The organism is Microcoleus sp. N9_B4, from assembly GCF_036701635.1.
GTDB lineage: Bacteria > Cyanobacteriota > Cyanobacteriia > Cyanobacteriales > Microcoleaceae > Microcoleus.
Genome location: NZ_JAUBRC010000019.1, coordinates 98618 through 123993, shown reverse-complemented (window position 1 = coordinate 123993; position 25376 = coordinate 98618). Strand labels below are relative to the sequence as shown.

Genomic DNA, 25376 nt, shown 5'->3' with positions numbered 1-25376 from the left:
TCTATCCTTGCTCTTCGCTGTGCCTATCTCAACGGTCAACTTTCAATTTGATGTATTTGCCAAAGTGAGATGCACCCAATAGATGTTTGCTTACTTGGTATTTTAATTGTTAGTTTGGCATACCAAGTAAGGAAGAACCTTTTATTTTATCCAGAGTGATGAAAGAGCGATAGTTGCATCAATCTTGCTGGGTCTGGTCTACAATCTTGCAGGGCCTCGTAGACGCTCGACCACTCACGTCGAAACAAAGGACTGAGGGCAAAATCTCCTAAACATGAGACATGGCGGGTCGTCATCACTGCATCTACCAGCTCAAATGTGGCATATGCAGGCGTTGCCGAGGCATTGATAAGCAAGTTGACGAAATTCGTATAATTGTTCAAACAGAGATTGCAGGTAGATTTGAGATTTTTTGCTGAATTCTCAATTTTCTACCCTTACGCTGTCTGTTGAAACTATCGCAGACAGTTTTTTTCTCGAATTGCAAGTCTCCGAGAACGTCAACGGTCGCTGGCATCTATCGAGCGGGTTGAGTCTGATAGCTTGTCGCCAGCGACCATTGCCGTTTTTGAGAACTGTTCGCTAGTCTCACAGCGATCGCGCTTTTTGATCTGCTTAGTCTAAACTCCAATGGTAATCGGTAATCGGTAATCGCTAACGGCAATTCCCAATTGGCAATTTCCATTGGCAATTACCAATTACCAATTAGAAATTACCCTATTTGCGATCGCAACTTCCCCGTTTCCAATTCCGTCTCAAAAGCCGCCCGCACCTTTTCCCACTCCGCTTGAGCTTCCAAGAGACGATCGCGCGCCGTACTCACATCAAAAACCTGTTCCCCTCCAGACTCAACCGCCAGGCGACCCATATACTCCAACTCCTTACAAACAGCAGAAAAAGACACGGCTCCTAAATTGGCGCTGCTCGACTTCAGCGTGTGAGAAGCCAGCTTCAAACTATCAGCATCGCCGAGAAAAATAGCCTCCTTAATAGTTTCTAAATGTTGCGGTGCGTCTACCAAATATATCTTAATCAGCTCCCCCAAAAAATCGGGGTCTTCATCATCGTCTAGCTCGCGGAGATTTTGCAAAATATGAAAATCAATCGGCGAATCGGCTCCCGGTTGAACGCTCGAAGATCCCGCAGCATCACTGTCAACTTGATCGGAAATATCTTGATTTTTTTCCTCTGTTACCGCATCCAATTCATCCCGAATCAGAGGTGAGCACTTGCTCAAGGCGATCGCCAACTCTTCCCGGCGCACCGGCTTAGTAATATAATCGTCCATACCTGCTTCCAGGCACTTTTCGCGATCGCCCTGCATCGCATTAGCAGTCATCGCAATAATTCTGGGCTTCTTGTTAGCAGGCCATTCCTGACAAATGCGGCGCGTCGCTTCCAACCCATCCATATTCGGCATCTGCACATCCATCAGCACAACATCGTAAGATTGCCGCTTCAGGGCCTCCAAAACCTCCAACCCATTAGCCGCAATATCAGCCCGATATCCTATCCTGTCGAGTAAATGCGTAGCGACTTTTTGATTCACCACATTGTCCTCAGCCAGCAAAATCCGAATCTGACTAGAATTAGTTCCATCCTGTCCGGCAGAATTCGCCGCAACCTGCCTCAAAACAGCAGGCGTCCGCTGCACGCGGTGCTGTTCTTGAGAATTTTCAAAATACTTCAATCCCGAAGTCAAAGTCACCACATTTGAAAGTTCTCCCCTGCCACTTCTGCCAGTAACATATCCAAAAACTTGCAGCAACACATTATAAAACTGGGACTGTTTTAAAGGCTTAGTTAAAAAAGCAGAAAAATGTACCTCTGTAGTTTCAAGTTTTTTCCAAACTTCCGCCTTACTTAAATAAGTAAACAGCACCAAAGGTAGTGCTATTTTGCGAGGGTTTTTAACTTTGATGCCATTCGGATTTAGACCCTCGTCGTCCGACAAATTGCTTAGCTCAAATTTCCGAATCTCCACAGCCAAAGCCACACCGTCCATATCTGGTAGATTCATCGCCAAAATAGCTAAATCGAGCGGCGAGTTTCCTTTGATGATTTCCAAAGCCTCAGCACCCGAAGTTACAGCCACGGGTATCATTCCCCAAGACTCTGCCTGACGGATCAAAACTTGCCGATTAATGGCATGATGCTCAACAATTAACAAGCGCTTACCAGCGGCAAATTCGGGTCTTTTTTCTTCAGCCCGGATGTCATTCGCTTCAGCAGTCACCGTGAAATAAAAAATCGAACCCGAACCCGATATCAACGGCGGAGTAAATTCTGCAGGCGACCTTCCAGCGATACTTTGTCCGATCGCAGAAACTCCCGGTTGAGACTTAGAACTTCCCGGAGTAACCTGGCTGACAACCCACATTGTACCGCCCATCATATCGCTCAAACGCTGGCTGATAGCAAGTCCCAAACCCGTCCCGCCGTAATGTCGCGTTGTCGAAGCATCCACCTGCGAAAAAGCTTTAAACAGGCGATCCATCCGGTCTGGCGGAATGCCAATTCCCGTATCTTGGACAGCAAATTGAATCTCGTATTGTCTGCTACGTGCCAACTCTCTCTGGTTAATTGCTAGCGGTTGTGGCGCTAAAATATTAATTTTATCTGGTGAATTATTAGCAGCTACCTGTTCAATTTGCCTAGCCGTACAGCACACCACAATTTCTCCAGATTCTGTAAACTTAACTGCATTGCCCAGCAGATTTACCAAAATTTGGCGCAGTCTCGTGACATCTCCTAAAATATTTTTCGGAACAGAATCATCAATAAAGTAAGCCAGCTCTAAACCTTTTTCTGATGCTCTCGGAGCCAGTAACTCTAGAGATTCTTCTATACAGTTTTGCAGCTCGAAGGGGCTGCGTTCCAAATCCAATTTTCCAGATTCAATCTTGGAAAAGTCGAGAATATCGTTAATAATAGTCAGCAAAGCATCGCCGCTGGTACGAATTGTCTCCACAAAATCCCGCTGTTCAGGAGTTAGTTCCATATCCAGCAGCAAGCCAGTCATCCCGATTACCGCATTCATCGGAGTGCGGATTTCGTGACTCATAGTCGCTAAAAATTCGCTCTTAGCTCTATTAGCAACTTCCGCCGCTTGTCGCGCTTGATCCAAAGCTTCATTTTGCTCTGCTAACTGTCGCTGTCGCTGAACTTCGGTTTCTAAAAGTTCTGCTTGAGCTAAGGTAATGCCAACTTGAGCGGCAACATCTTCTAATAGTTCAATTTCGTCGGGATTCCACTGGCGAGTTGCATCGCACTGGTGCAAAGTAATAATTCCATTCGGTTCTCCTTGATAGGAAGTGCGAACAGCCAACATAGATTTTAATCCGATGCGGCGGCACATCGGCCCCGAAGATTCGAGCAAAGGATCGGCAAACACATCGGGAGATGCCAAGGCTATATCTTCAGCGAGGAGTTTTTCTGTGTAGGGGTTATAAGTGACAGAAAGTTCTAAATCTAAAGCCGATTCATGCCCGGGTTCTAAGTATTCCGCGACGCAAGGAAGGTGGGGATAAGGTTCGGAAAGATAGGTGTGAATTGTACAGCGATTGACACCAAATACGCGGCCGATTTGGGTGGCGGTAGTTTGAAAAATTTCTTGAGTGTCTAAGGTCGATCGCACTTTTTGAGTAATTTGTTTGAGTAGTAAAACGCGCTGGTACTGACGTTGCAAAGTTCGCTCTCGCTCTTCGCGGGCAATTTCTGCGCCGATGTAATTGCCCATCAACTTTAAAATCTCAAAATTCAGCGGTTTAAAAGGAGATTTAGTGGTGCGGGAAGTAAAGCTCAAAGTGCCAAAAATTCGCCCTTGCACTATTACCCTCGTCCCCACAAAAGCCTCCAACTTGCGGACGCTGTAAGCGGGGTGGTTGCGCCACTCAGTAGTGCCGGCTGATTCGACAGAAATAGGTTCGCTCGATCGCAAAACCTCTCGCTCAAAGGTTCTGCTCAAAGCAAAACCGTCTCCTTTAGCAAATCCAAAGGGAAAATCTTCCGGTACATAAGCCGCAATCACTTCGTAGCGATCGCCCAAAACCCTGCCCAACAGCCCGATATCCATCCCAAACTGACTGCAACCCATTGCCAGCAACCGGATCGTTCGATCGTCAAAAGAGCCTTCCGAGGTCACCATTACCTCGTAGAGCGATCGAATTGCCCGCTCGCTTTCCCGCAGTTCCTCCACTCCTTCGAGGCGGTTGCAGACATCGTGCAAAGTCCCGAAAATTCCCGCTATTTCGCCTTGGGAATTCCGCCGGACTTGGGCAAACATTTCCACGGAAACAAAGCCAGAATCACTGTGAATTCCCAAGGAGTTTTTCCCCGAAACCGACTTGGACTTAAATCGCAGTTCTCGCCGTTCAAATTCCGACTTCCCGGACAGCAAAGACTCCAATAAATTTGCACATTGGTCCCGCTCATCTGGATGCACCCACTCTAAAAAATTAGTTTGCAAACTTTCGGAAACCGCATAATTAGTAATTTCCGTCCAAGCGCGGTTGAGGAATTTCCAAACCCCCGCCGCATCTATGTGGAAAATTACTGTTGCTTTCAAAGAGTCAAATAGTTGGAATTCTTCTCGATCGCGATCGCGGTTTTTGACTTCAAACTCCTTGTTTAGAGTAATATCTGTATGAGTTCCTACTACCCGCAGCGGTTTGCCGGTAGCGCTGCGTAAAACTTGACCCCGGTTCAGCACCCAGACAGTGCTGCCGTCTTTACAGTACATCCGATATTCTGCTGCAAAATCCGGTGTTTTTTGGGCGAAGTGTTCTTCTAAAGCTGCCTTTACCGAGTCAATATCATCTCGGTGGATGCGACTCCACCATTCCGATCGGCGATTCGAGATTTCCCCTTCTTGGTAGCCGAGCATTTCTTGCCACCGCGCCGAATAAAAAAACTCATCTGTTTCGAGATTCCAGTCCCAAATCCCCTGATTGTTGACTGCAGGGGGGAGATTTGACCGCTCTACGAAACTGTGGTGAGAAATTTCAGCCATCTCGTGGCTATTTGCTGCTGTCCGCTGTATTTCTGCTGAGAGTTTTTTGTATTGAGCGTTGCTAGATTCTAGCTGGCGCTGCACAGCAATTAAGCCAGAATGCAGAGATTTTGAATCCAGCGCTTGTAAAAGGATAGTTTTAGGATTGATAATCCCGATCGGGTGATTGGTTTCGTTGATGACTAATAAAGGCAACTGGCAGTAGTGTTTTTGCAGCAGCGTGACGGCTGCTTCGAGGCTAGAGTGCGATCGCACCAGCGGCGGCGAACTGCTGCAAATTGCTCCCGCTTTAATTTTGTTAGAGTCTCTTCCCAGGGCTTGTAACTGCACAATATCCCGCGAACTTACCACCCCAACCAGTTTGTGAATGTTGGGATTTGTAAATTTGGAATTGTGAGCCGCACCAGTCGAGTGTTGATCGGGGGTTTCAGTGATTAAGACATAACTAACATTGTGTCTAAACATCAGTTGCGCCAAATAGCGAACCGAAGAATTAGAAGGAGCGTGAATTATTCTTGAAGCTGCTATTTGAGGGATTTGATAAAGTTTAATTAAACTTGCGGGCAGCTCTAATTTCTGATGCACAATTGGCAGCGGCGGAGGGAACGCGAAAGCCGCAGGTGGCGAAGTGCTGCTAATTGCTTTTGGTGTCGATTCCCCAATTCCCTGCAACATTTGCACCAAGCTTTGAGAGCTAATTAAACCGACAAGTTCTTCAGCCTCGCTGACGACGGGCAAATGGCTGATCTGATTTTTCTCCAGCAGATTTGCTAAGGCAAAAAAGTCGGGAATTTCCGATTCTCGGGCTACAGTTACGGTTCTGATCATGATTTGCTCGATCGCAAATCCCCTCAAAGCAGCGCCGATCGAATTTAGCTGTACGATATCTCGCGCTGTAAAAATCCCCAGCACTGTCTGGCTGCTCGGATAGAGAGCTTTTGAGCCGTTGAGAGGCAGCCCGTTGCCTCCTGCGTGTAGCGCACGCGGTACACCGTAGAAACCCGACTGTTCCCGCGATTGTGGGGAAGTCCCGTTCGTGGGATTTCCGAGTTGAGAATTCCCGCGCGGTTCTACCACGAGGACGTAACTGGCTCCTGTGCTACTCATCAGCTCGATCGCCTTTTCTACGGGCGTCTCAGGGGTGACGGTGAGGGGATTGCGGTTGATGACCTGACTGAGGGAGGGAATAAACATCAGGGGGCATAAAAGTGATATTTGTTGGAAAAACCCGATCGCGAGCAGGAGGTTGATTGAGAGGCTTTACCCGCGAGATTTCCAAGCGCCCTCAAAGTTTCTGTACGATTAGACTCACCCATACTTCCAGCATCTTGGCATTTAAAATTAATTCCGTGCCATATCCTGATAATTGACGGCTTCTGACTTTCAGAACCAATGCTATCTGCCAGAGGGCGGACATGAAGGCTGGCGGGCAATTCCTCGCTTAGCATAACTGCTGCGGGTTTACGAGCAAGAATTTCTGCGATTGTCTAGACTGCACCCTACTTTCTCGCCCTCAACGGAACTCTCGCTCGCATTCTGTTTGAGGCAAGATACCTGCACGCTACCAATTTACCAGCGACAGGAGGGGAATCACAACAGGACGACTTAGGAATGGCAACTGTGCAATTAGGGGTTCGAGGGTTCAAGGGTTCCAGGGTTCCAGGGCCAAACAGGCAGAAAATAAATAATTCTGAGCATAACTAATTCTATCGTATCGCAATTATGACCAAGAGGATTTGAGCTTCAATTCTGGCGATCGAACTTGATGAGAATAGCGCTGTTCCCCGCCAGTGCAAAACTCGCATTACCGCCCTTCAGCCTTAAGCTACCCACAACCTCATCCATTGTTTTATAACTGAACTCCCACACCGTGCCATTACCAGTTTTTATCAGCTCCGAAATATCAGCATTAACAGTGTAAGATGTTGCTTGGTCATTGACAACCAGCAAGTAAACATTCTTGCTAGCATCAAGAGTTGCAACTGTCATTAAATCCGAACTGTTAGTGATAGGAAAAAAGGTAGCTTTCCCGCCCTGCAAAGCCCTAATTCCCATCCGCAAAGCATAGTAGCCCGCGCGGCGTTTTCCCCCGTCCCCTAACAAACCTTCCGCCAGTCCCAGCTTTCCCCAGTCGTACAAACAGAATATGTGACTGCCGTCAATATAATTATCCCCCGGTTGGGAACCTCGAATCAAATTCTTAATCAAATTTAAAGCTAAAGATAAATCGCCGTAGCTAATTTCGTAAGTTCCCCATTCTCCTACCCAAAGCTGCGAGTTAGCGCGGACAGTACCGTTCATCCAGCCGCGCACTTTGCGGGTGTAGTTAGAAATATCTGCATCGTAGTTGTGGACATTGACTGTATCGAAATAATTCGGTATTTCCTGCAAAGCACTAGCCGGCCAATTGCTGCCGCCTACGGTTTTTGGGCCGTGGATGCGATAAGTGCGATCGGGCAAATAAGTTTTATAAACAAAGTCGATCGCATCTTTTGCCACCTTAACCAATTCAAAATAGTCAGCCCTAGTCCCGCCCCAACCCTGATCGCGATTATCCGGTTCGTTGTGAATTTCCCAATCATCAACGCGGTAATCATTGCGAACATTCAGCCAATAAACCGTCGCAAAAACGTGTTCCCACCACTCGTTCCAATCTTCTCCTGTGCGCGGCGGATTCAGTTGCAGCGCCCAACTCGGATTCCAGCTATTATCAACATTCCGAATACTCACCACCGGGCGAATATTTGCTTGTTTAAGAGTATTAAAAATAGTCCTGGCATTGCCTTGCCAAACCGTACCGGGTTGTCCCGACCACCAATAATCGCTACCCTGGGGCGGATTAGTCATAATCCGATCCCAGTGCGCCCAATTAATTATATTGGGATTTGTCTTAATTTCGTCAATAGATGGCCAACCGTATTTACCGTCGTCGTCTTCGGCTTCCCACCGCGACATCCCGCCGTAAATGCGGTAGGTATTAATTCCCAAATCTTGCAAATCTTTGATGTCGAAATTGATATTGCCCTCGACTGCACCGATATAGCGAGTGCTGACACCCGCAGCAGTACCGGAAATTTTAATTGTTTCGATGTTTTGAGCAAAAGTTGTCGTTCCGATGAACAACTCTAGGCTGAGGGCAATTAAAAGGCCTAGGAACAAATTCAGAATTCTAGTTTTTGATAACACTTGATTATTAACTACTAATTTAGGTTATTTTCTGCCCGATGTAAAGAGACCCATCGCTAATCTAACTCGACGGGCGATCGAGTTTGTTAGCTGTTGTAATAAAAAAGCATTAACTATACCAATTTCAATAATTAATACATAAAGTAAAATAGCACGGGTAGCACTCAAAAGTGAAGGTTCACCTCGAACAACCACAGTAAAATATTTCGGTATAACAATTAACCCTATAAATTGCGTTAAATATAGTTCATAGGACATATTAGAAATCCCTGTTAAAAATTTCGTTATTAAATCCGACAATGTTATTAAATTTCTACAAACATTAAAAACAATTACAAATATGCCAAATCCAATAAAAGCATCATAAAAAGACAGTCCAAAAGGTAAAATCACACCTAAAAATTTTATTTCATTTGAGAATGTGAAGGAACCCATAATACCCAATATTTCAAAAATTATTGCTAGGGCTATTGTGACGGGCTTAGTTAGGTAATTAATTAATAGAGTAGGATTACTTGCATAAATCTTCGCCATTTCCATTCCTAAACAAAACTCAAATAACCTTGAAATTGCTAAATAGCCGGGATAAATCATGTCGCCCAATATTGGTTTAAACAGGTTAAATCCTAACAGTAAAACTAAAAATGTATAGGTGAATTTAATGAAAAAAGAAGTTAAAATAAACTGTTTAATAGAAAGTTTTTCTAAAAATTTAAATATCAAAAAGAAACACAAATAAAATTGGATGAGGGGAAACATAAACCAAGAAAATGGTATGGCTTTATCGAGAATTATCCAACTTCTCCAAAATGACCACCAATCAAAATAGCCATAAAATAAATCCGCTCTTAACCGAGGAATTATCAAAGATACAGCTAAAAGTATCCAGTAGGTAGGGTAGAGCCGGAAAAATTTTTTCCTCATAAAATTAATCCAGCTTTCATCAGGTTTTAAAATTCTTGAATAAGCCAGTCCAAAACCACTGAGAATGAAAAAGATATGAACTCCCTGATATCCAAGCAAGAAAAATATATTCACTAAATCAAAAACTATATTGCCTACACTATTAAAGGGTAGGGGAAAAAACTTAGCAATCGTCGAGGCTGGACCTACTACTTTTGCATACTCGAAAAAGTGGTTGTATCCAAAAAAAGGAGGCAAGAAATTGAAATACCAAAAATGAACCCCCACTACCCAGCAGGCAGCAAAGCCTCTCATCATATCTAATTCTTGAAATCGATTATACTTCATAAATAAAAATATCCGTTTAACTCAAACTTATAGCAACAGTCAAAAAATTTACAAGGTCAAGCCTAGGACGTACTCGATCGCTCTTAGGATGCGGCGCGGCAAAAATTCTACTCTATGTTATAAGCGCCAGCCCTGTCAAGGTGGTGCAGAAGACCCTCAAACCCTTGAAATATCGAAGGCTGCGATCGTTAAATCTTCTTCTTTTAACAGGTGATTAAGAAGAAACTAGGTTTATTGCCGATCGCCAGTCGGTAGGATGAGGTAAAGTCGATCGATCGCACCAATACGCTATGAGGGGCAGTGTTCACCCACAAACTACGAGATTTCAAGCGTTGGAGGGAGTTATAGACCAGGCTCGGTACTTACGCCAGACAGGGCGGCTCATCAGCGTCAAGCCGATCGCATTTGCCGCATAACCGCAGCGTGAACCATCCCTAAATTGCGCGCTGCGGTTATGCGGCGATGTTTTTTGATCACGGATTATATCTGGTGTCAGAGGAGTAAATGTTGAGATTTATTTGGCTGTTCAGTCGTCTTTAGACGAATGCGAGCTGTGAGGCGGGGGTTTGATCACCCGACGGGCTATAGCAAAAAGGGCGTTGCTTAATACAGGGATGAATTGAATAGTTCGGAATTGCCATCAGCCAAGTATGGTGAGTTTTGTAACTTCCGACAAAATTTGGTTCATACCGTTAATCAGCAACGCCGCAAAAAGTTCTTTGCCGTGTAACTGGTCCCCAGGCTCTTCCTAGGGACGAGGAAAAATATCTGCGTTAATCTGCGTGCATCTGCGGTAAAAAAAACTCCCTTATTTCAACATTAAAGCAACTTCCTTAGCAAAATAAGTCAAAATCAAATCAGCACCAGCTCGTTTGATACTCGTCAAAGTCTCCAAAATAATCCGCTTTTCATCAATCCAACCTAACTGTGCCGCCGCTTTTACCATCGCGTATTCACCGCTGACATTATAAGCAGCTACGGGCAAATTAGTTGCTTCGCGCACTTGGCAGATAATATCCAGATAAGCCAAAGCAGGTTTTACCATCACAATATCTGCACCTTCTGCTATATCCAAAGCAACTTCTTTCAGTGCTTCTCGTGCATTAGCAGCATCCATTTGATAAGTCTTTTTGTCTCCAAATTTTGGGGCAGAATCGAGGGCATCTCGAAACGGGCCATAATAAGCAGAGGCATACTTTGCTGAATAAGCCAGGATTGCTGTATCGATGTATCCTGCGGCATCTAAGGCTTTGCGAATTGCGCCGATTCTGCCGTCCATCATGTCGGAAGGTGCTACCATATCCGCACCGGCGGCGGCTTGAGAAACTGCCATTTTTACTAAAACTTCAACAGTCGGATCGTTGAGAATTTTACCAGTTTCGTCAACTAAACCGTCGTGTCCGTGTGATGTGAAAGGGTCGAGGGCTACGTCGGTAATTACTACTATTTCGGGAATGTTTTGTTTGATGGCTTTGACTGTTTGTTGGACTAATCCTTCTGGGTTGTAGCTTTCGGTTCCGGTGTCATCTTTTTTGCTGTCTGAGATGACTGGGAAAAGGGCGATCGCACATATCCCCAAATTCCAACATTCAGCTATTTCTTTTAGCAATAAATCCAAGGAATAGCGATAACAACCCGGCATAGAAGCAATCTCAACTTTTTGCCCTTCCCCTTCCATCACAAACATCGGATAGATGAGGTCGTCAACTGTCAGGTGATTTTCCCGTACCATCCGCCGCAAAGCTGGTGTACGGCGGAGGCGGCGGGGACGGATGGTTGTGAGGGAGGGATTTTGATCGCTTGGAGTGGGAACGGCGGACTCGACGTTATTTACAGATGACATAGGAACTGGGTGCGATAATGATAATCATTATTATTACATTATTGCACCCAGTGGTAGCGCCACGGAATTGAAAAAACAACTCCTCACGCCTGTGTGACAAGCTATTTCACCAATCTGTTCTATTTTCAGCAGAATAGTATCGGCGTCGCAATCGTAAAATATTTGTTTGACTTTTTGGATGTGCCCGGATGTCGCGCCTTTGTGCCAAAATTCAGAGCGCGATCTGCTCCAATAGTGTGCTTCTCCTGTAGCTAGAGTCTGCTCGATCGACTCTTTGTTCATCCAAGCCATCATTAAAATGGTACCATCTCGATCGTCCTGGGCGATCGCCGGAATCAAACCTCGATCGTTAAATTTTAAAGCTTCAATCCATAAATATTTTTGATCCATATTCAGTTTACAGGAGTTGTATTTTCTCAAGTAAGATTTTTTACCGCAGATGGCGCAGAGGGCGCAGAGGGAGGAAAGGGAAAGAAAAGAGAGATAACAGGATGGAAATCAAATTCTGACTCTCTTTTCTTTTGTCAGCGCGGGCGGACGAAAGTTTGTATATCAGCGAATTTTATTCGCAGATGATTCTAGTGAAAGCTTGATTTGTGCGCGATTAAACTCATAAATTCTTGACGAGTTCTGGAATCTTCAGCGAACACGCCACGCATTGCTGAAGTCGCAGTCCAAGAACCTGGTTTTTGCACACCGCGCATTACCATACACATATGAGTTGCTTCGATTACAACTGCTACACCTTGAGGTTTTAGCAATCCTTGAAGTGCATCCGCAATTTGTGCAGTTAAGCGTTCTTGTACTTGCAATCTGCGGCCGTACATTTCACAAATTCGAGCAACTTTTGACAGTCCAATTACTTTCCCGTTGGGGATGTACGCAACGTGTGCTTTGCCAATAATTGGCAGGATGTGATGTTCGCAGGAACTGAAAATATCAATGTCCCGCACTAACACCATTTCGTTAGCATTTTCTGTGAATACTGCTCCGTTGAGCAGTTCGTCGAGAGATTGACGATAACCTCCAGTTAAGAACTGCAAGGCTTTCACAACTCGTTTCGGTGTATCTCGTAACCCTTCACGGTCTGGGTCTTCTCCCAATCCTAGCAGCAATGTACGCACTGCTTGTCTCATTTCTTCATCTGAAACAGGGGGTTGAGATTGGGTAGGAATTGATGACACTACACCATTTGGAGAAGTCAGTTCGGGGCGAGTAGATAAAGTCATGCTTGCAGTTTGTGAAAATCTTTAACAGTGGCTGTGGACTTTTTTTTGCCATTTGATTATAACAAAATTTAAAAAATCAAACATTAAAATATTTAGATTTTTTAAATGATTTTATAGATGAATATATGAAATTAACCGTTGGTAGTTACACGGTTTTTGCTGTCAAGAACTGCAACTACTAACGGCGTAGTTAAATCTAAAATCTCTTGGCTATGGACGTGATACTGAGATTGACGAAATCTTAAACTAAACAACTGTTAAGTTGTTCTCGAATTTGAGCGGTATCTAAGTTGCGACCGATGACTACGAGTTGATTCTTAGGTGGAGTCAACCATTCGTAAGCATTTAGTTCATAGCGCGCGCCGCTAAGTTGAAAAATGTGTCTCATCGGACTTTCTTTAAACCAGAGAATGCCTTTTGCCCGAAATACATCTAAGGGCATTTCTTCGGTGAGAAATTCTTGGAATTTGTGGAGATCAAAAGGTCGATCGCTCTGAAATGATAGTGAAACAAATCCGTCATTATCTAAGTGAGTCGAGTGATGTCCGTGATGGTGATGTTCATGATGATGCTCGTGTTCGTGATGATGCTCGTGATGGTGATGTTCGTGATGATTTTCGTGTTCGTGATGCTCGTGTTTTTCCTCAGTTTCAAAACTATCGAAAAGATCGGCTTGGGTCAAACCCACACCCAAAATTAAGGGTAAAGGAACTTCACCATATTCAGAGTGTAAAATTCTCGCTCCTTCTTTCACAGTGCGAATGTAAGCTTCTAATTCTTCTACTTTTTCTGAAGGAGCTAAATCGGTTTTGTTCATCAGCACGATATCTGCAAATGCTACTTGTTTTAAAGCTGCTTCGCTGTCAAAATGGTCGGTGGTGAATGTTTCGCTATCGACTACAGTGAGTACAGAATCTAGACTGGTTAAATCCCGCAATTCCGTGCCGAGAAATGTCAATATAATCGGCAGTGGATCGGCAACTCCGGTGGTTTCAATTACCATGCAATCGATGCGGTCTTCCCGTTCTAAAACTCGGTATACTGCATCAACTAAGCCTTCATTGATGGTACAACAAATACAGCCGTTGCTCAGCTCTACCATGTCATTTTCGGTAGAAATTAAAAGCTGGGAATCGATGTTAATATCGCCAAATTCGTTAACTAAAACTGCTACTTTTAAATCTTGGCGATTTTTGAGGATTTGATTGAGTAAAGTGGTTTTTCCGCTGCCGAGAAAGCCGGTAATTATGGTTACGGGCATTCCTCTTTTGGGAAAATCGGAAACTAAATCTGGGGTTTGTACAGTGAGATTAGTCATTGTCCCTCCTTGATTAATTGTAGAAGCCCTGCTGTCAATTTGGAACGCCGCTAAGCATCCCAAAGCTCTTGTGGATAGCACTTCCTAGCCAAAATTTAGGTGCGATCACCTGTATCGCACTGGATCAACTATGATAATCATTATCATAATTTAGATGTGCTTTAAGCGCAAGCCCTAGAATTATTGCTCAGCTAGCTGATGACTCATAAACACTTCACTGTCATCCCTTTTCCAGATCAATCCCATGTTACAAACGGGAATTTAAAACAATGTATTGAGGGCGAGTGCGATCGATAATTCCCTCCTCCTCCAGCCGACACATCAGGCGCGTCACCGTAATCCGCGTAATTCCCATCGCCTCAGAAATCTCCTGGTGAGTCAATCTCAGATCGATCAAAACTCCTTGTGCTACTTCCCGACCAAATTTTTTTGCCAACCAAGCTAATAGTTGCAACAGTCGATCGCGCAGACATTCGCTGCGAACAATGCAGAAAAATTCTTGAGTTTGCTGAAGATGTCTGAAAACTTCATCTAAGGATTGATAGCACAAATTTTGAGGAATGTAACTAATTTCTACATGAGTTTTGCTCTCAATTTGATAAGGTTGAACGCCTGACAACGAGTGACCGAGTACGTCTCCAACTCCCCAATATCCGAGGGTTATTGGTGTTCCCTGTTCGCTCCAAGTCATGGTTCGGACGGTTCCCCGCTCAACTCGCAGTAAGCCGTTAAAGGGCATGGGTACCAACTGACGGCAGGTGAAAGTCTGCTGTCTGAGATTAGGGTACAAGGCAGGAGTGTAGGTTAAAAGAGTCATAGGATTTAGGTTTAGCGTCACCGCTACTTTGGATAGAACGTACAGCTTAAGCTAATTGATAATCTATGTCAACTAGCTGGAAGTAATTGCAATGCCCGACTGCTAAGCTTGAAACCCTTTGCGCGTGGTGTAAGAGACGTTTCGGAACTTGACAGTATCCGTGTTTGGGTCGTAGAGAGTATAATTTGCTTGTCCGCTGAGCCGACCCACATTCCCGACTCCGATCGCCCTTCGCGCTGTTGCAGACACGGTTGCAGGCGGCTCTTGAGAGTCCAGAGTCTGCACCCAGTTATTGATAATACTTGGCTGTAGTTGATACTCAAATGCTAAGCCCGATCGCCCGCAAAACAAAGTATTGGCATCAGCGCGGATAACGCGATCGAGCATCACAGGCGGCGGAGTCTCCGGGGTAAGCTCATCAGACGCGCTAACCGTACTCCCGTGAATCAACAAACAATCCAATTCATGAAAACCAAAATTCAAAGAGCGCAACCACTCTACAGTTTTCCGGCTGACAGAATCCCAGAGCAACTTAATCGTATCTGCGCCGTATTTTTGTCGCAATTCTGCCGCATCAGGGCTAGAACCTATTCCGTGTAAGTTGAAACACTGTTCTTCCCACCACCCGATACAAATTTGAGGTTCGATTTCTCCTCGTTTGGGCGATCGGACTCGCTGCACTAATTTTTCGCAATCGGGATTCGGGCCGACTAAATCACCCAATATATACAACTCCTCAACACGAATTCTCAGGCGCTTGATGTCAGCTAGTACAGCTTCATAAGCAGCCAGATTTCCTTCGATTCCAGTTAGCAATGCCCAGTTTTTCATACTTTTTAATTGTTAGTAATGCTCAAGGTTTTTGCCTGGTGAGTTTGGATGTTTTTTTTCGGAGCGTGTTTTGAACGGATATCTTACACCCATGTCAAAAACTTGTAGGAGCGGGTTCACCAACAATAATCGCCAAAAACCAATAATCTTATAAACCCGCCCCCACCCAACGGTAAACCGCAATTTACCTCTTTAATGAACAGAAGTTGTTTTGAACTGATATCTTATACCAATATCAAAAAATTGTAGGGGCCGGTTTTACCAACAATAATCGCCAAAAACCAATAATCTTATAAACCCGCCCCCACCCAACGGTAAATCACAATCTACCTCTTTATTGAACAGTCAACAGTTAACTGTCTACTGTCTACTGTCTATTGTCTACTGTTTATCTATCTTTCACAAACATGAGTCGGATCGTCGGCTCTTTCTGCATATTCCAAACCTCTAGCCAAACGCCAAGCAAAAATCGGAGGTAAACCTTTTTCAATAATTGCAGCGCAAGTGGCTTGATAGTCATATTCGACTTCTCGCAATATCACTTGTTGAGCGTCAACATCGTAAATCACGTAGGTAGCATTCGGCCTCCCGTGGCGCGGTTCTCCCACGGAACCGACATTCACAATCCGCTTTAAAGGAACAGTAAAACTTAAATTTTTGTCTCCTTCGATGCTTGATCCACTGACTCGAACCTGCATATTTCCAGCATCTAAAGTGCGAACGTAGGGAACGTGAGTGTGACCGCAAAACAGCAGGTCAGCATCGGCAGAAAATACCCGCTCTAAGGCAGAAAAAGCATCCATGGTCGGCAGCAAATACTCATGATTGCTGTGAGGGCTACCGTGGACAAAACACATATTGTCTTCTCGCAAACTGTGCGGCAAAGTGGCTAAATATTCCCGCGTTTCCGGGAATATTTGACTGTTCGTCCATTCGTGAGCTAATTTGCCTCTTTTTTCGGCTAAAACTGAGGGATAGCTGCATTCGCAGGAGTTCAAACCTTCGACAATATCTTCGTCCCAGCAGCCGACGCAAGTGGGAATGTCGAGGGAGCGAATCATTTCTACTACGGCGTGGGGATGCGGGCCGTAACCGACTAAATCTCCAAGGCAAAAGATTTTTTCTGCTTGTTGTTCGTCAATGTCTGACAAAACGGCATTTAAGGCTTCGTAGTTGCCGTGAATGCAGGACATAACTGCTATTTTCATTCGGTTTATTCTTCTCCTAATAATAGTGCTTGTTTGACTTGCTGTTGGTAATTCAACAGAATTGTTTCGGACAGACAGCAATCTTCTAGGGTTTGTCCTAATGCTGTTTCATCGAGATTTTCGCCGACAATTTCTATGCCGCTAAATCTTTGGGGGCGGCCTTCGAGCCAGCGGGGAAGTGGCAATTCTTCGTGGGCGGTTTCTTTGAATTCGGCAGAGAAATCGAAGTAAAAAGATCGACCGTCGGCTATGTCAAAAATGCCTTTGGCTCTGTGAACCTTGCCGTAGGCTCCTTGGGTCATTTCTTGGTACCAAAACAGATCGAGGCTGGCTGGATCGAGGACTTGTCCGCTAGCGGGGCTGCGCCAAATTGATAGTTTTTCCGATTCGCCGCTAACGGCTATTCCCTCGACAATTACATCTGCCCATTGATGCCATTCGGTGTCTTTGATTTCTGGCGGCACTACAGCAAATCGGCGGCTGGGAAAGCTTTGGAGTAGGTTTTCTACTGCTGTCAGTTGCAGGTAAAATCCCAGTTCGATGTAGGCTGAAACGCCGTTGTTCAGGTGCTTCGCGAGCTCGGATTCTTGCCCGTCTGTCAGGGTGGTGATTTGCCCAAATTCGGCGGCGATGCACGTTTGGTCGATCGGCACATTGCCGCTTCCGGGGCAAAAATACAGCAGGGGCGGGGTTTGGGCTGCTAGCTGCTGTCGAATCCAGGTTGTTTTGCCGCTTCCGGGCGGGCCCGCTACGGCGGTGATGGTAGGTTGACTCATAAATATAATGATAATCGTTATCACCCAAGTTGGCTCTTATATATTTAGATTTAAGGTTTTGAACGGGCATCCTGCCCGCTCCACTCTTCGTGGCTATGCCTCTGGAACCAGTTACCGTGCAAGTTAGATCAGCGACAGCTTAGCGTTTCGAGGCCGCCCAAGTCTTAGTGCCAACGTTTGTGACTAGCATCACAAACTTTTATGCGCCCAATCACTGTAATATAAGTTAACAATTTGTTACATTTATTTACATAAAGCAACAAAACAAGGAAAAACACATGACTTCACGTAACATGATGGTCGATGACCAAGGTCTGCTCAACAACTTCGCGATCGAGCCCACGATGTATGTAGACGCCAACGTCAGCACCGGATTTACCGAGTATGCAGAGAAAGTTAACGGACGTTTTGCGATGATCGGATTTGTTTCTGTGCTGGCGATCGAAGTTTTGACTAAACAAAGCTTTATCGGCTTCATCAAAGATATTTTAGGATAGGGCGATTTATCAGCTTGAGATTTTATTCAGAAATAGGACAACTTTTCACCTACAGTCTAGCCGCCGTTGCTGTAAGAATTGCTTTCTGACTGTATATTTTAAAACTGTTTTAAATACAACTAATTAGATAATAAAGTCTCAGCAATTGTTGAGGCTTTATTTGTTACTTTTACATCCGTTACATCTTGTACACTGCTCGTTGCGGAACTTCCTTGTCCTATATTAATTCAAACAGCTTTGCTTGCCAAAAAATCTCTCATGTACCGATTCACTAACTGCGGCTGTTCCTGCTGCACCCAGTGGCTGCAATTAGGAATGTAATGAATCTGAAAATCCCGCACATAATCTGCGGTTCCATAGGTTAACTCTTTACCGAGGGCGACATCATTTTCTCCCCAAATCATCAGCGTGGGAACTTCCAGAACCCTCCAATTCTGGCGATCGACAAATCCGCGAGCAATATTTCGGTAATAATTGATAGTAGCAGTCAGAGCGCCCCGTTTGGCAGCGGCATCTTTGTAAGCTTCGATATCTGAGGGGCTAAAGGTGCTTTTGTTAACTGCCATACCTTCCAAAGCAGCAGAAATGGCTTGATAGTCGTCCCACTGAATTAACAACTCCGGCAAAACTGGCAACTGAAATAAAAAGATGTACCAACTTTTCAACAATTGTTGGGGAGTGCGTAACCCTTCAGCAAATTTGGCAGGATGCGGTAGATTCATCACTATTAATTTATCCACCATTTGGGGATAAGCATAAGCAAAGTTCCAGGCGATCGCGCCTCCCCAGTCGTGACCAACTAAGACGCAACTTTCGTATCCCAAACCCTGAATAATGCCCTTGACATCTTGCACAAACTCTGCCATCACGTAAGCAGATTGATCGTGAGGTTTGTCGCTGTCGTTGTAACCCCTGAGATCTACAGCGACGACTTGATAATCTGATGCAAATTCCGGGATTTGATGCCGCCAAGAATACCAAAATTCTGGAAACCCGTGCAGCATCAGCATCAGCGGGCCTTGGCCTTGAGTGACATAGTGCAGTTTGATGCCGTTTGTAGGGATAAATGCGTGTTTCCAAGCAGATTCTAGCACAGACATATTTGATGCTTCCTCTAGCTGTAAAGTTATCCTAGCAGTTGTTACCTTTAATAAAGCTAAACTTAAGACAGATATCAGTCAAAACTAGGAACTTAAGGAGTCTATACCATGTCTGGCGATCGCCTGCAAAACATTGTTAACCGCTTGACAGATCGTCTAAAGCGCGATGTATTAGTTGAACAATCCCTCTACGACATTCGAGAAGTTGTGCAGAGCGATCGCGCGGTGCTTTATCATTTTTACAAGCAGTGGCAGGGTCGAGTGACTTACGAGATGTTGAGTGCGATCGAACTCTCTATCTTGGGTTCAACGGGGCCAGACGAGTGTTTTAACGGCGAATACGCTGCTTTGTACGAAGCCGGCCGAGTTAGAGCAATTGCAGATATTGAAGTAGAAGCAATTAACCCATGCCACCGAGATTTTCTGCGTAGCCTGAAAGTTCGCGCCAATTTAGTCGTGCCAATTTTAACGAACAAAGGACTGTGGGGGCTGTTAATTGCTCATCAGTGCAGCGGGCCCCGCACTTGGTCGCGCTCGGACATTGAATTTATGCAGACACAAGCGCACCATATGGCAATGTCTCCGACAATTCAAGAGAGTTAATATCGCATCTACTATTAGTACATAATATACCAGGATTTCACCCTCGAATTACTGTAATCGATCGCCCCATTGGAGTAGTATGAATCTCAGTGTTCAACCGTTCTTCGAGTTCCGGTGCATTCTCGCGGCGATCGAATATTACCAACCAACCCGAATCTTGCCCCAATCGAGCTAGATATCCATCTAATTTTCCCCAACCTTTACTGAGAGGAGATGTTGTCAGAATGGCGTTCTATGGTTAAGCGGGGGTTTGTAGCGAATTCTTACTTTTCATCACCAAAATGCTCTTGATATTGTTCTAATCCATCGATTAAATCGTCGCGATTTTCCTGAGTCTGAAGAAACTCTTCAATACCCCCTAAATTCAAATTTTTCAGAATGTGCCTTGCTTGTTTAATACCTTTTGGTGTCAAAACTACTGATTTAATCTGCTGGGGATGACGTTGCTCCTCTAATAGACCATCTTCAGTCAGAAGATCCAAAATTTCAAAATCATGCCCCTTCCCAGCACGTCTGCCTCTAAAGCGAGATTGATGACCTAACTCGTATTCCTCATCCGATCCACATACATATAATAACGCAAGTGTCAGAGGTATAGCAATCCTATTGTATCGATTAGTTCGTTCTTCTTTAATTGCACGAGCTACAAGGTTGTAACCCTGTTGCCAAGCAGACCCTTTGTCATTACAAATTTCTGTACATAAAATAGTACCATTGGGCGAAATACACTCTGTATAAAACCCTACTGTTTCTGAGCCAACATAAATGGTTACAGACCAATTACAATAATTTCGAGTTTCTGGTTTGAAAGGTTTAGCCATAGAGCGCTCTCTTTCCTTGATTTCTTGAACGTCTGCTGTTTTTTTGCCAGTTCCTATTTTGAATCTGCCAATCGTTGTTGCTTTGCGATTTTGGCGATCGATCTGTGCTGTCTACTGTCCCAACTCAGTATTTTAATTGTATGGTGCGTCAGGTGAGTTTCTTAAACGATTATTGAAGGTTTAAATATCTGACGCACCTTACTAATTATGAGAATTGCGTAATTCCTGTTAGTATTAACTAGCAGCTACAGCCTCCCCCAAAGGATGCTGCTGCAAAACAGCTTGCAAATATTTCCCAGTATAAGAACGAGGATTTGCCGCCACATCCTCCGGCGTCCCCGCCACAATAATTTCGCCGCCCTTGTCTCCCCCTTCAGGCCCCAAATCGATCGCCCAATCGGAGCACCGAATCACATCTAAATTGTGTTCGATTACCAAAATTGAATTCCCCTTGTCCACCAATCTTTGCAGCACGTTTAACAAATGGTGAACATCATAAAACGACAAACCCGTCGTCGGTTCATCAATCAAATAAAGCGTTTTCCCAGTAGCGCGGCGCGACAGTTCCGTTGCCAATTTTACCCGCTGCGCTTCGCCCCCAGAAAGCGTCGGCGCCGGCTGTCCCAACTGAATGTAACCCAAACCAACATCAACCAAAGTTTGCAGTCTGACGCCAGCCCTGGGAATATTTTTAAACATCCCCAAAGCTTCCTCGACAGTCATATTCAAAACATCAGAAATCGACTTGCCTTTGTACTTCACTTGCAGCGTTTCCCGGTTGTAGCGCGCCCCCTTGCAAACCTCACACTGCACGTAAACATCCGGCAGAAAATTCATCGAAATCACATTCACGCCTTGGCCGCCGCAAGCTTCGCATCTTCCCCCTTTCACATTAAAAGAAAACTGCCCCGCTTTGTAACCTCTTGCCTTCGCTTCAATGCTTTCGGCAAACAAATCCCGAATCACATCAAAGACTCCCGTGTAAGTCGCGGGATTAGAACGCGGAGTACGGCCGATGGGAGATTGATCTATGACAATTACCTTATCAACCACATCCTCTAGAGAGCGTTCGCCCTTTGTTTTGAGGGCGTCCATATCGGGTGGTAAAGGCACTTTTTTGGTGATATAATGTTGCAGCGACGGGTACAGCAATTCATTGATTAAAGTTGATTTTCCAGAACCGGAAACCCCCGTCACGCAGACGAGTTTTCCGAGGGGAATTTCCACATCGATATTTTTTAAATTGTTGCGCGTCGCATTTATGATTGACAGAGCTTTGCCGTTGCCTTTTCTCCTTTCATTAGGCGTTTCAATTACTCGCTTTCCCGACAAATAAGCACCAGTCAAAGATTCCTCTGCCTTTAGCAAATTTTCTAAACTTCCTTCCGAGATAATTTTGCCACCGTGAACGCCGGCACCTGGCCCGATATCGACAATATGGTCGGCCGCTCGCATGGTTTCTTCATCGTGTTCTACGACAATCAAAGTATTGCCTAAATCGCGCAATTTTGTTAAGGTTTGCAGCAGGCGAAAGTTGTCTCTTTGGTGCAGTCCGATGCTCGGTTCGTCCAAAACGTAGAGCACGCCCGTCAAACCAGAACCGATTTGAGTCGCTAGCCGAATTCGCTGCGCTTCTCCGCCAGAAAGCGTCATTGCCGCGCGGTCTAAAGTCAAGTAATCTAACCCGACATCGAGCAAAAATTGCAGCCTTGCTTTGATTTCTCTCAGGGCTAAATCGGATATTTGGAATTGCCGATCGCTCAATCCCAAATTATTGACTCTTTCGCGGCATTCGCGTATCGAAATACTGGTTAAATCCACAATTCCGTACTGTCCCAACCGCACCGAAAGCGCCTCGGGTTTCAAGCGTTTGCCGTGACAAACCTCGCAAGAGCGATCGACCCGATACTGTTCCAACTTCTGCTTGATAAGATCGGAACCAGTATCGTCGTACTGGCGCTGCAACATGGAAATCACGCCATTAAAATCTCTCCTCAAATCAGTGCTGCCGTCGCGCTTTTTACTTTCTGCGCTGCGCTTTTGCTCATTGCCGTACAAAATTACCCGCTGGTGTTCGGGCTTTAATCGATACCAAGGAGTGTCGATATCAAACCCGCAAGTATCAGCAATACTGCAAAGCAAAGAAAGATAATAAGAATTGTCTTTGTCAGACCAAGGTGCGATCGCACAATAAAGAGGCGCTTTCTCGTCGGGAACTACCAACTCCGGCGCAAAAGTCCGCAAACTCCCCAAACCGTGGCAGTTCTGGCACGCGCCGTAGGGCGAATTAAACGAAAATAACCGGGGGGAAAGTTCTTCCATTACTGCGCCGTGTTCGGGACAAGCAAAGTTTTCGGAAAATACGATCGGCGGATTTGGTTCTGGATTTTCGTCTGTTGGTAATTCTTCAATTATCGCAATTCCCTCAGAATGGCGCAAACAAGTTGCCAGAGAATCAACTAAACGTTCTTCTAAACCGGGTTTTTTAATTAACCGATCGACAACTATCTCGATATTGTGCGTATGATTTTTATCTAATTCGATATTTTCCGACAGTTCTAAAATTTCTCCGTTAACTTTAACGCGAATAAATCCTTCGGAAGCTAAACTCGACAATAATTTGCGGTGAGTGCCTTTTTTTCCGCGCACAACTGGTGCCAGAAGATGAAAGCGAGTGCCGTCGGGAAGTGCCATGACTCGATCGCACATTTCATCAATTGTCTGCGGCGCAATGCAGCGATCGCAAATCGGACAGTGCGGTTCGCCAGCTCTGCCGTAGAGTAATCTGAGATAATCGTAAATTTCTGTAACAGTGCCAACAGTCGATCGCGGGTTGTGAGAAGTTGACTTTTGGTCGATCGAAATAGCCGGACTCAAACCTTCGATCGCGTCCACATCCGGTTTGTCCAACTGTCCCAAAAACTGGCGCGCGTAAGCGCTGAGAGACTCGACGTAGCGGCGCTGTCCCTCGGCAAAAATTGTATCGAAAGCTAGGGAAGACTTACCAGAACCGGAGACCCCAGTAAAAACGATCAGGCGATCGCGCGGCAGTTCCAGATCGATATTTTTCAGGTTGTGCTGTCTCGCACCGCGAACCCGAATCGTATTTTGGTTGTGAGAGTGAGCATTTGTCACATTATGCCCGTTGCGGGATGCACTTGGCTGGCTGTTTGAGGTTTCGGCGCGTTGGGACATGAGAGTAGTGCAAAACAGTGCTTAACCATCTTAGCGCTGCAGATCGAATAGCTGGCATCCAAACTCAAGAATATCAAAGAATTGTCAAATAAGTTTCCGTCGGCCCGTCGGGCAAAACCTTCAATCTTTGATTTTTCAAATCGACTTCAATTCCCAGCGCTTCCATCGGAATTACCCCTAAAAGTGGAGTTTTTCCCTCTGGCAATTCCAAACACTCAAAAGTCCCTTCGCGGCCGCATAGAGAAATCGAAGCATCCCGAAAAATCCTCGCCTCACTAATGCCCGTGGCTGTTTCCACAACTACTTGCTTGAGAATTTTCAAACCCAGTCTGGCGATGACATCTTTAGGCAAACACAAAGTTGTCGCGCCCGTATCCACCAAAACATTTTCTAGAGTAACAGACCTGACTTGCTCCAGTGGAATCAGACCATCTTCTGCTTTAGCTTCATCAATCCGATTCGTAATTACTAGGGTTGTGATAACTTTTCCCACTGGGGTTTCCGTAGTTGTTTCCATTACGTTCAACTTATCATAAATTGCGGCTTTAATTATAGCACATACTTATACGAATAGTAAGGCGATGTACTTTCTTTGCTTCACTCCGCACATCGCCTGCTATAGCAATCCTCGCATCATTTGTGAATTTCTTACTCCCTCCCCTTGATAAGGGGAGGGTTGGGGTGGGGTAAAAAGTTTACGACTCCTGCAAGGATTGCTATATCTGTGTCAAAATCATCAAATTATTGCACGCCAATAAACTTGTGAGTTTGCAAAGATAGCCTGTAACTAGGATTTTGTCTCAGCAATTCCAAAATAATGGGGATCGCTGACTTTTTAGAGTTCCATTCTGGTTGCAAGAAAACCGGAATATTCACATTACTTGCCAAATGCTTGTGATAAAATTCAACTTCTTCGCCAGTGCTAATTACCAACTTAATTTCATTAGCTCTAGTCCAGAAAAGCTCTTGCACCGGATATTTAGGATTGACGTGTTCTTTAGGAGAAAGAGTAATCCAAGCCTGCGGCGAAACTTCCTGCCAGCAAGCGCCCGAAGTTTCAATACTCACCTGCTTGTCAGCTTCTAACAAAGCTTCAACTAACTCCGGCAAATCCCGGTGAATGAAAGGTTCGCCGCCAGTAATGACAACTCTCGGAGACTGCAATTGAGCTAGCAATTGTGCGATCGACTGCGGCACCGATGGCAAACCTTTGCCCCCATTTTCGTAGCCTGTGTCGCACCAAGGACACCGCACAGGGCAACCGGCCAATCTGATAAAATCAACTAAAGTCCCCGTCCAGTAACCTTCGCCTTGAACAGTACACTGAAAAGTTTCGTGAATTGGTAATTTTAGTTGTAAATTAGACACCCGAAGTTACGCCTCAAATCAATTAATTACGTTGTTTAGATATAATATTCTTAAATTGTTATTTCTTCGCGGTTTGCAGCAAATAAAAACAGTCCTGAACCTATAAACGGGGTTTATGAAAAAAAATTATCCGTTTGATCCCAGAAGCTTGACCCAGCCCAAAAACGGATACCGTGCCACGTACTTAAGTCGTGGAAAGATAAAAATTTTAGACCAAAGTTCAAGCTTCCAGATTTATCTGTGGGGTAAATCTAAAATCTCAAATCTCAAATCTAAAATCGACTGACTCAGCAATCCGGTTTCTTCATAGCTTTGGTATGAG

20 protein-coding genes are annotated in these 25376 nt (G+C 44.9%); 2 read left to right on the top strand and 18 right to left on the bottom strand.

Features of this window, described 5'->3' with window-relative positions; genetic code table 11:
• Nucleotides 1–712 precede the first annotated feature (712 nt).
• The 12 genes from QUA43_RS14955 to QUA43_RS14900 form a co-directional block, all read right to left on the bottom strand.
• The gene (locus tag QUA43_RS14955) at nt 713–6205 is read right to left on the bottom strand and encodes a response regulator (RefSeq protein ID WP_333374912.1); all 5493 of its coding nucleotides are present in this window, start codon (nt 6203–6205) and stop codon (nt 713–715) included.
• Entirely contained in the window at nt 6205–6459 is a 255-nt protein-coding gene (locus QUA43_RS14950) for a hypothetical protein (RefSeq protein ID WP_333374911.1), read from the bottom strand. The genes QUA43_RS14955 and QUA43_RS14950 overlap by 1 nt, the downstream gene beginning before the upstream one ends.
• A 295-nt stretch (nt 6460–6754) precedes the next feature.
• A complete protein-coding gene (locus QUA43_RS14945; RefSeq protein ID WP_333374909.1) occupies nt 6755–8197 on the bottom strand; it encodes a hypothetical protein in 1443 nt (480 codons plus the stop codon).
• A gap of 24 nt (nt 8198–8221) precedes the next feature.
• Nucleotides 8222–9448: an acyltransferase family protein gene (locus QUA43_RS14940; protein ID WP_333374907.1), complete on the bottom strand. Its 1227-nt coding sequence runs from the start codon at nt 9446–9448 to the stop codon at nt 8222–8224.
• 808 nt (nt 9449–10256) lie between these two features.
• The gene (hemB, locus tag QUA43_RS14935; protein WP_333374906.1) at nt 10257–11291 is read right to left on the bottom strand and encodes a porphobilinogen synthase; all 1035 of its coding nucleotides are present in this window, start codon (nt 11289–11291) and stop codon (nt 10257–10259) included.
• Nucleotides 11292–11324: 33 nt separating this feature from the next.
• On the bottom strand, nt 11325–11681 hold the full coding sequence (gene hisI, locus QUA43_RS14930) for a phosphoribosyl-AMP cyclohydrolase (RefSeq protein ID WP_333374904.1): 357 nt from the start codon (nt 11679–11681) through the stop codon (nt 11325–11327).
• A gap of 188 nt (nt 11682–11869) precedes the next feature.
• Nucleotides 11870–12520, bottom strand: coding sequence for a GTP cyclohydrolase I FolE (folE, locus tag QUA43_RS14925; protein ID WP_333374903.1), 651 nt, complete (start codon nt 12518–12520; stop codon nt 11870–11872).
• A 241-nt stretch (nt 12521–12761) separates the two neighbouring features.
• Nucleotides 12762–13838 (bottom strand): GTP-binding protein, encoded by a 1077-nt coding sequence (locus QUA43_RS14920; protein WP_333374901.1) that lies wholly within the window; start codon nt 13836–13838, stop codon nt 12762–12764.
• Nucleotides 13839–14085: 247 nt separating this feature from the next.
• A complete protein-coding gene (locus QUA43_RS14915; protein WP_333374899.1) occupies nt 14086–14655 on the bottom strand; it encodes a Crp/Fnr family transcriptional regulator in 570 nt (189 codons plus the stop codon).
• Between the two features lie 102 nt (nt 14656–14757).
• Nucleotides 14758–15486 (bottom strand): metallophosphatase, encoded by a 729-nt coding sequence (locus QUA43_RS14910; protein ID WP_333374897.1) that lies wholly within the window; start codon nt 15484–15486, stop codon nt 14758–14760.
• 392 nt (nt 15487–15878) lie between these two features.
• Entirely contained in the window at nt 15879–16694 is an 816-nt protein-coding gene (locus tag QUA43_RS14905; protein WP_333374896.1) for a metallophosphoesterase family protein, read from the bottom strand.
• Between the two features lie 5 nt (nt 16695–16699).
• Nucleotides 16700–17470 (bottom strand): GTP-binding protein, encoded by a 771-nt coding sequence (locus QUA43_RS14900; RefSeq protein WP_333374895.1) that lies wholly within the window; start codon nt 17468–17470, stop codon nt 16700–16702.
• A gap of 278 nt (nt 17471–17748) precedes the next feature.
• Here QUA43_RS14900 and QUA43_RS14895 point away from each other — a divergent pair, with 278 nt between their 5' ends.
• On the top strand, nt 17749–17967 hold the full coding sequence (locus QUA43_RS14895; RefSeq protein ID WP_333374893.1) for a chlorophyll a/b-binding protein: 219 nt from the start codon (nt 17749–17751) through the stop codon (nt 17965–17967).
• A gap of 227 nt (nt 17968–18194) precedes the next feature.
• Here the strand turns inward: QUA43_RS14895 and QUA43_RS14890 are convergent, their stop codons facing one another.
• Nucleotides 18195–19067: an alpha/beta hydrolase gene (locus tag QUA43_RS14890; protein ID WP_333374892.1), complete on the bottom strand. Its 873-nt coding sequence runs from the start codon at nt 19065–19067 to the stop codon at nt 18195–18197.
• 108 nt (nt 19068–19175) lie between these two features.
• Between QUA43_RS14890 and QUA43_RS14885 the strand changes: the two genes are divergently transcribed.
• Entirely contained in the window at nt 19176–19670 is a 495-nt protein-coding gene (locus tag QUA43_RS14885) for a GAF domain-containing protein (RefSeq protein WP_333374890.1), read from the top strand.
• 37 nt (nt 19671–19707) lie between these two features.
• Here QUA43_RS14885 and QUA43_RS14880 read toward each other — a convergent pair whose 3' ends face one another.
• The 5 genes from QUA43_RS14880 to QUA43_RS14860 all read right to left on the bottom strand — a co-directional run bounded on the left by QUA43_RS14880 (nt 19708) and on the right by QUA43_RS14860 (nt 25054).
• Nucleotides 19708–19836, bottom strand: coding sequence for a hypothetical protein (locus tag QUA43_RS14880; RefSeq protein ID WP_333374889.1), 129 nt, complete (start codon nt 19834–19836; stop codon nt 19708–19710).
• 97 nt (nt 19837–19933) lie between these two features.
• Nucleotides 19934–20491: a DUF6429 family protein gene (locus QUA43_RS14875; RefSeq protein ID WP_333374887.1), complete on the bottom strand. Its 558-nt coding sequence runs from the start codon at nt 20489–20491 to the stop codon at nt 19934–19936.
• A 234-nt stretch (nt 20492–20725) separates the two neighbouring features.
• Complete coding sequence (uvrA, locus tag QUA43_RS14870; RefSeq protein WP_333374885.1) at nt 20726–23686, bottom strand: excinuclease ABC subunit UvrA; 2961 nt, start codon at nt 23684–23686, stop codon at nt 20726–20728.
• A 73-nt stretch (nt 23687–23759) separates the two neighbouring features.
• On the bottom strand, nt 23760–24203 hold the full coding sequence (locus QUA43_RS14865) for a retroviral-like aspartic protease family protein (RefSeq protein WP_333374884.1): 444 nt from the start codon (nt 24201–24203) through the stop codon (nt 23760–23762).
• Between the two features lie 224 nt (nt 24204–24427).
• Nucleotides 24428–25054 carry a 7-carboxy-7-deazaguanine synthase QueE gene (locus tag QUA43_RS14860; RefSeq protein WP_333374883.1) on the bottom strand — a complete coding sequence of 209 codons (627 nt, stop codon included), beginning with the start codon at nt 25052–25054 and terminating at the stop codon, nt 24428–24430.
• Nucleotides 25055–25376: the final 322 nt, after the last annotated feature.

Bases quoted from the DNA above. Each gene is read 5' to 3' on its own strand.
- QUA43_RS14955 (WP_333374912.1), bottom strand. From the start codon at position 6,205: ATGTTTATTCCCTCCCTCAGTCAGGTCATCAACCGCAATCCCCTCACC.
- QUA43_RS14920 (WP_333374901.1), bottom strand. From the start codon at position 13,838: ATGACTAATCTCACTGTACAAACCCCAGATTTAGTTTCCGATTTTCCC.
- folE (WP_333374903.1), bottom strand. From the start codon at position 12,520: ATGACTTTATCTACTCGCCCCGAACTGACTTCTCCAAATGGTGTAGTG.
- hemB (WP_333374906.1), bottom strand. From the start codon at position 11,291: ATGTCATCTGTAAATAACGTCGAGTCCGCCGTTCCCACTCCAAGCGAT.
- QUA43_RS14875 (WP_333374887.1), bottom strand. From the start codon at position 20,491: ATGGCTAAACCTTTCAAACCAGAAACTCGAAATTATTGTAATTGGTCT.
- QUA43_RS14910 (WP_333374897.1), bottom strand. From the start codon at position 15,486: ATGAAAAACTGGGCATTGCTAACTGGAATCGAAGGAAATCTGGCTGCT.
- QUA43_RS14895 (WP_333374893.1), top strand. From the start codon at position 17,749: ATGACTTCACGTAACATGATGGTCGATGACCAAGGTCTGCTCAACAAC.
- QUA43_RS14885 (WP_333374890.1), top strand. From the start codon at position 19,176: ATGTCTGGCGATCGCCTGCAAAACATTGTTAACCGCTTGACAGATCGT.
- QUA43_RS14890 (WP_333374892.1), bottom strand. From the start codon at position 19,067: ATGTCTGTGCTAGAATCTGCTTGGAAACACGCATTTATCCCTACAAAC.
- QUA43_RS14950 (WP_333374911.1), bottom strand. From the start codon at position 6,459: ATGCTAAGCGAGGAATTGCCCGCCAGCCTTCATGTCCGCCCTCTGGCA.
- QUA43_RS14940 (WP_333374907.1), bottom strand. From the start codon at position 9,448: ATGAAGTATAATCGATTTCAAGAATTAGATATGATGAGAGGCTTTGCT.
- QUA43_RS14915 (WP_333374899.1), bottom strand. From the start codon at position 14,655: ATGACTCTTTTAACCTACACTCCTGCCTTGTACCCTAATCTCAGACAG.
- uvrA (WP_333374885.1), bottom strand. From the start codon at position 23,686: ATGTCCCAACGCGCCGAAACCTCAAACAGCCAGCCAAGTGCATCCCGC.
- QUA43_RS14905 (WP_333374896.1), bottom strand. From the start codon at position 16,694: ATGAAAATAGCAGTTATGTCCTGCATTCACGGCAACTACGAAGCCTTA.
- QUA43_RS14900 (WP_333374895.1), bottom strand. From the start codon at position 17,470: ATGAGTCAACCTACCATCACCGCCGTAGCGGGCCCGCCCGGAAGCGGC.
- QUA43_RS14865 (WP_333374884.1), bottom strand. From the start codon at position 24,203: ATGGAAACAACTACGGAAACCCCAGTGGGAAAAGTTATCACAACCCTA.
- hisI (WP_333374904.1), bottom strand. From the start codon at position 11,681: ATGGATCAAAAATATTTATGGATTGAAGCTTTAAAATTTAACGATCGA.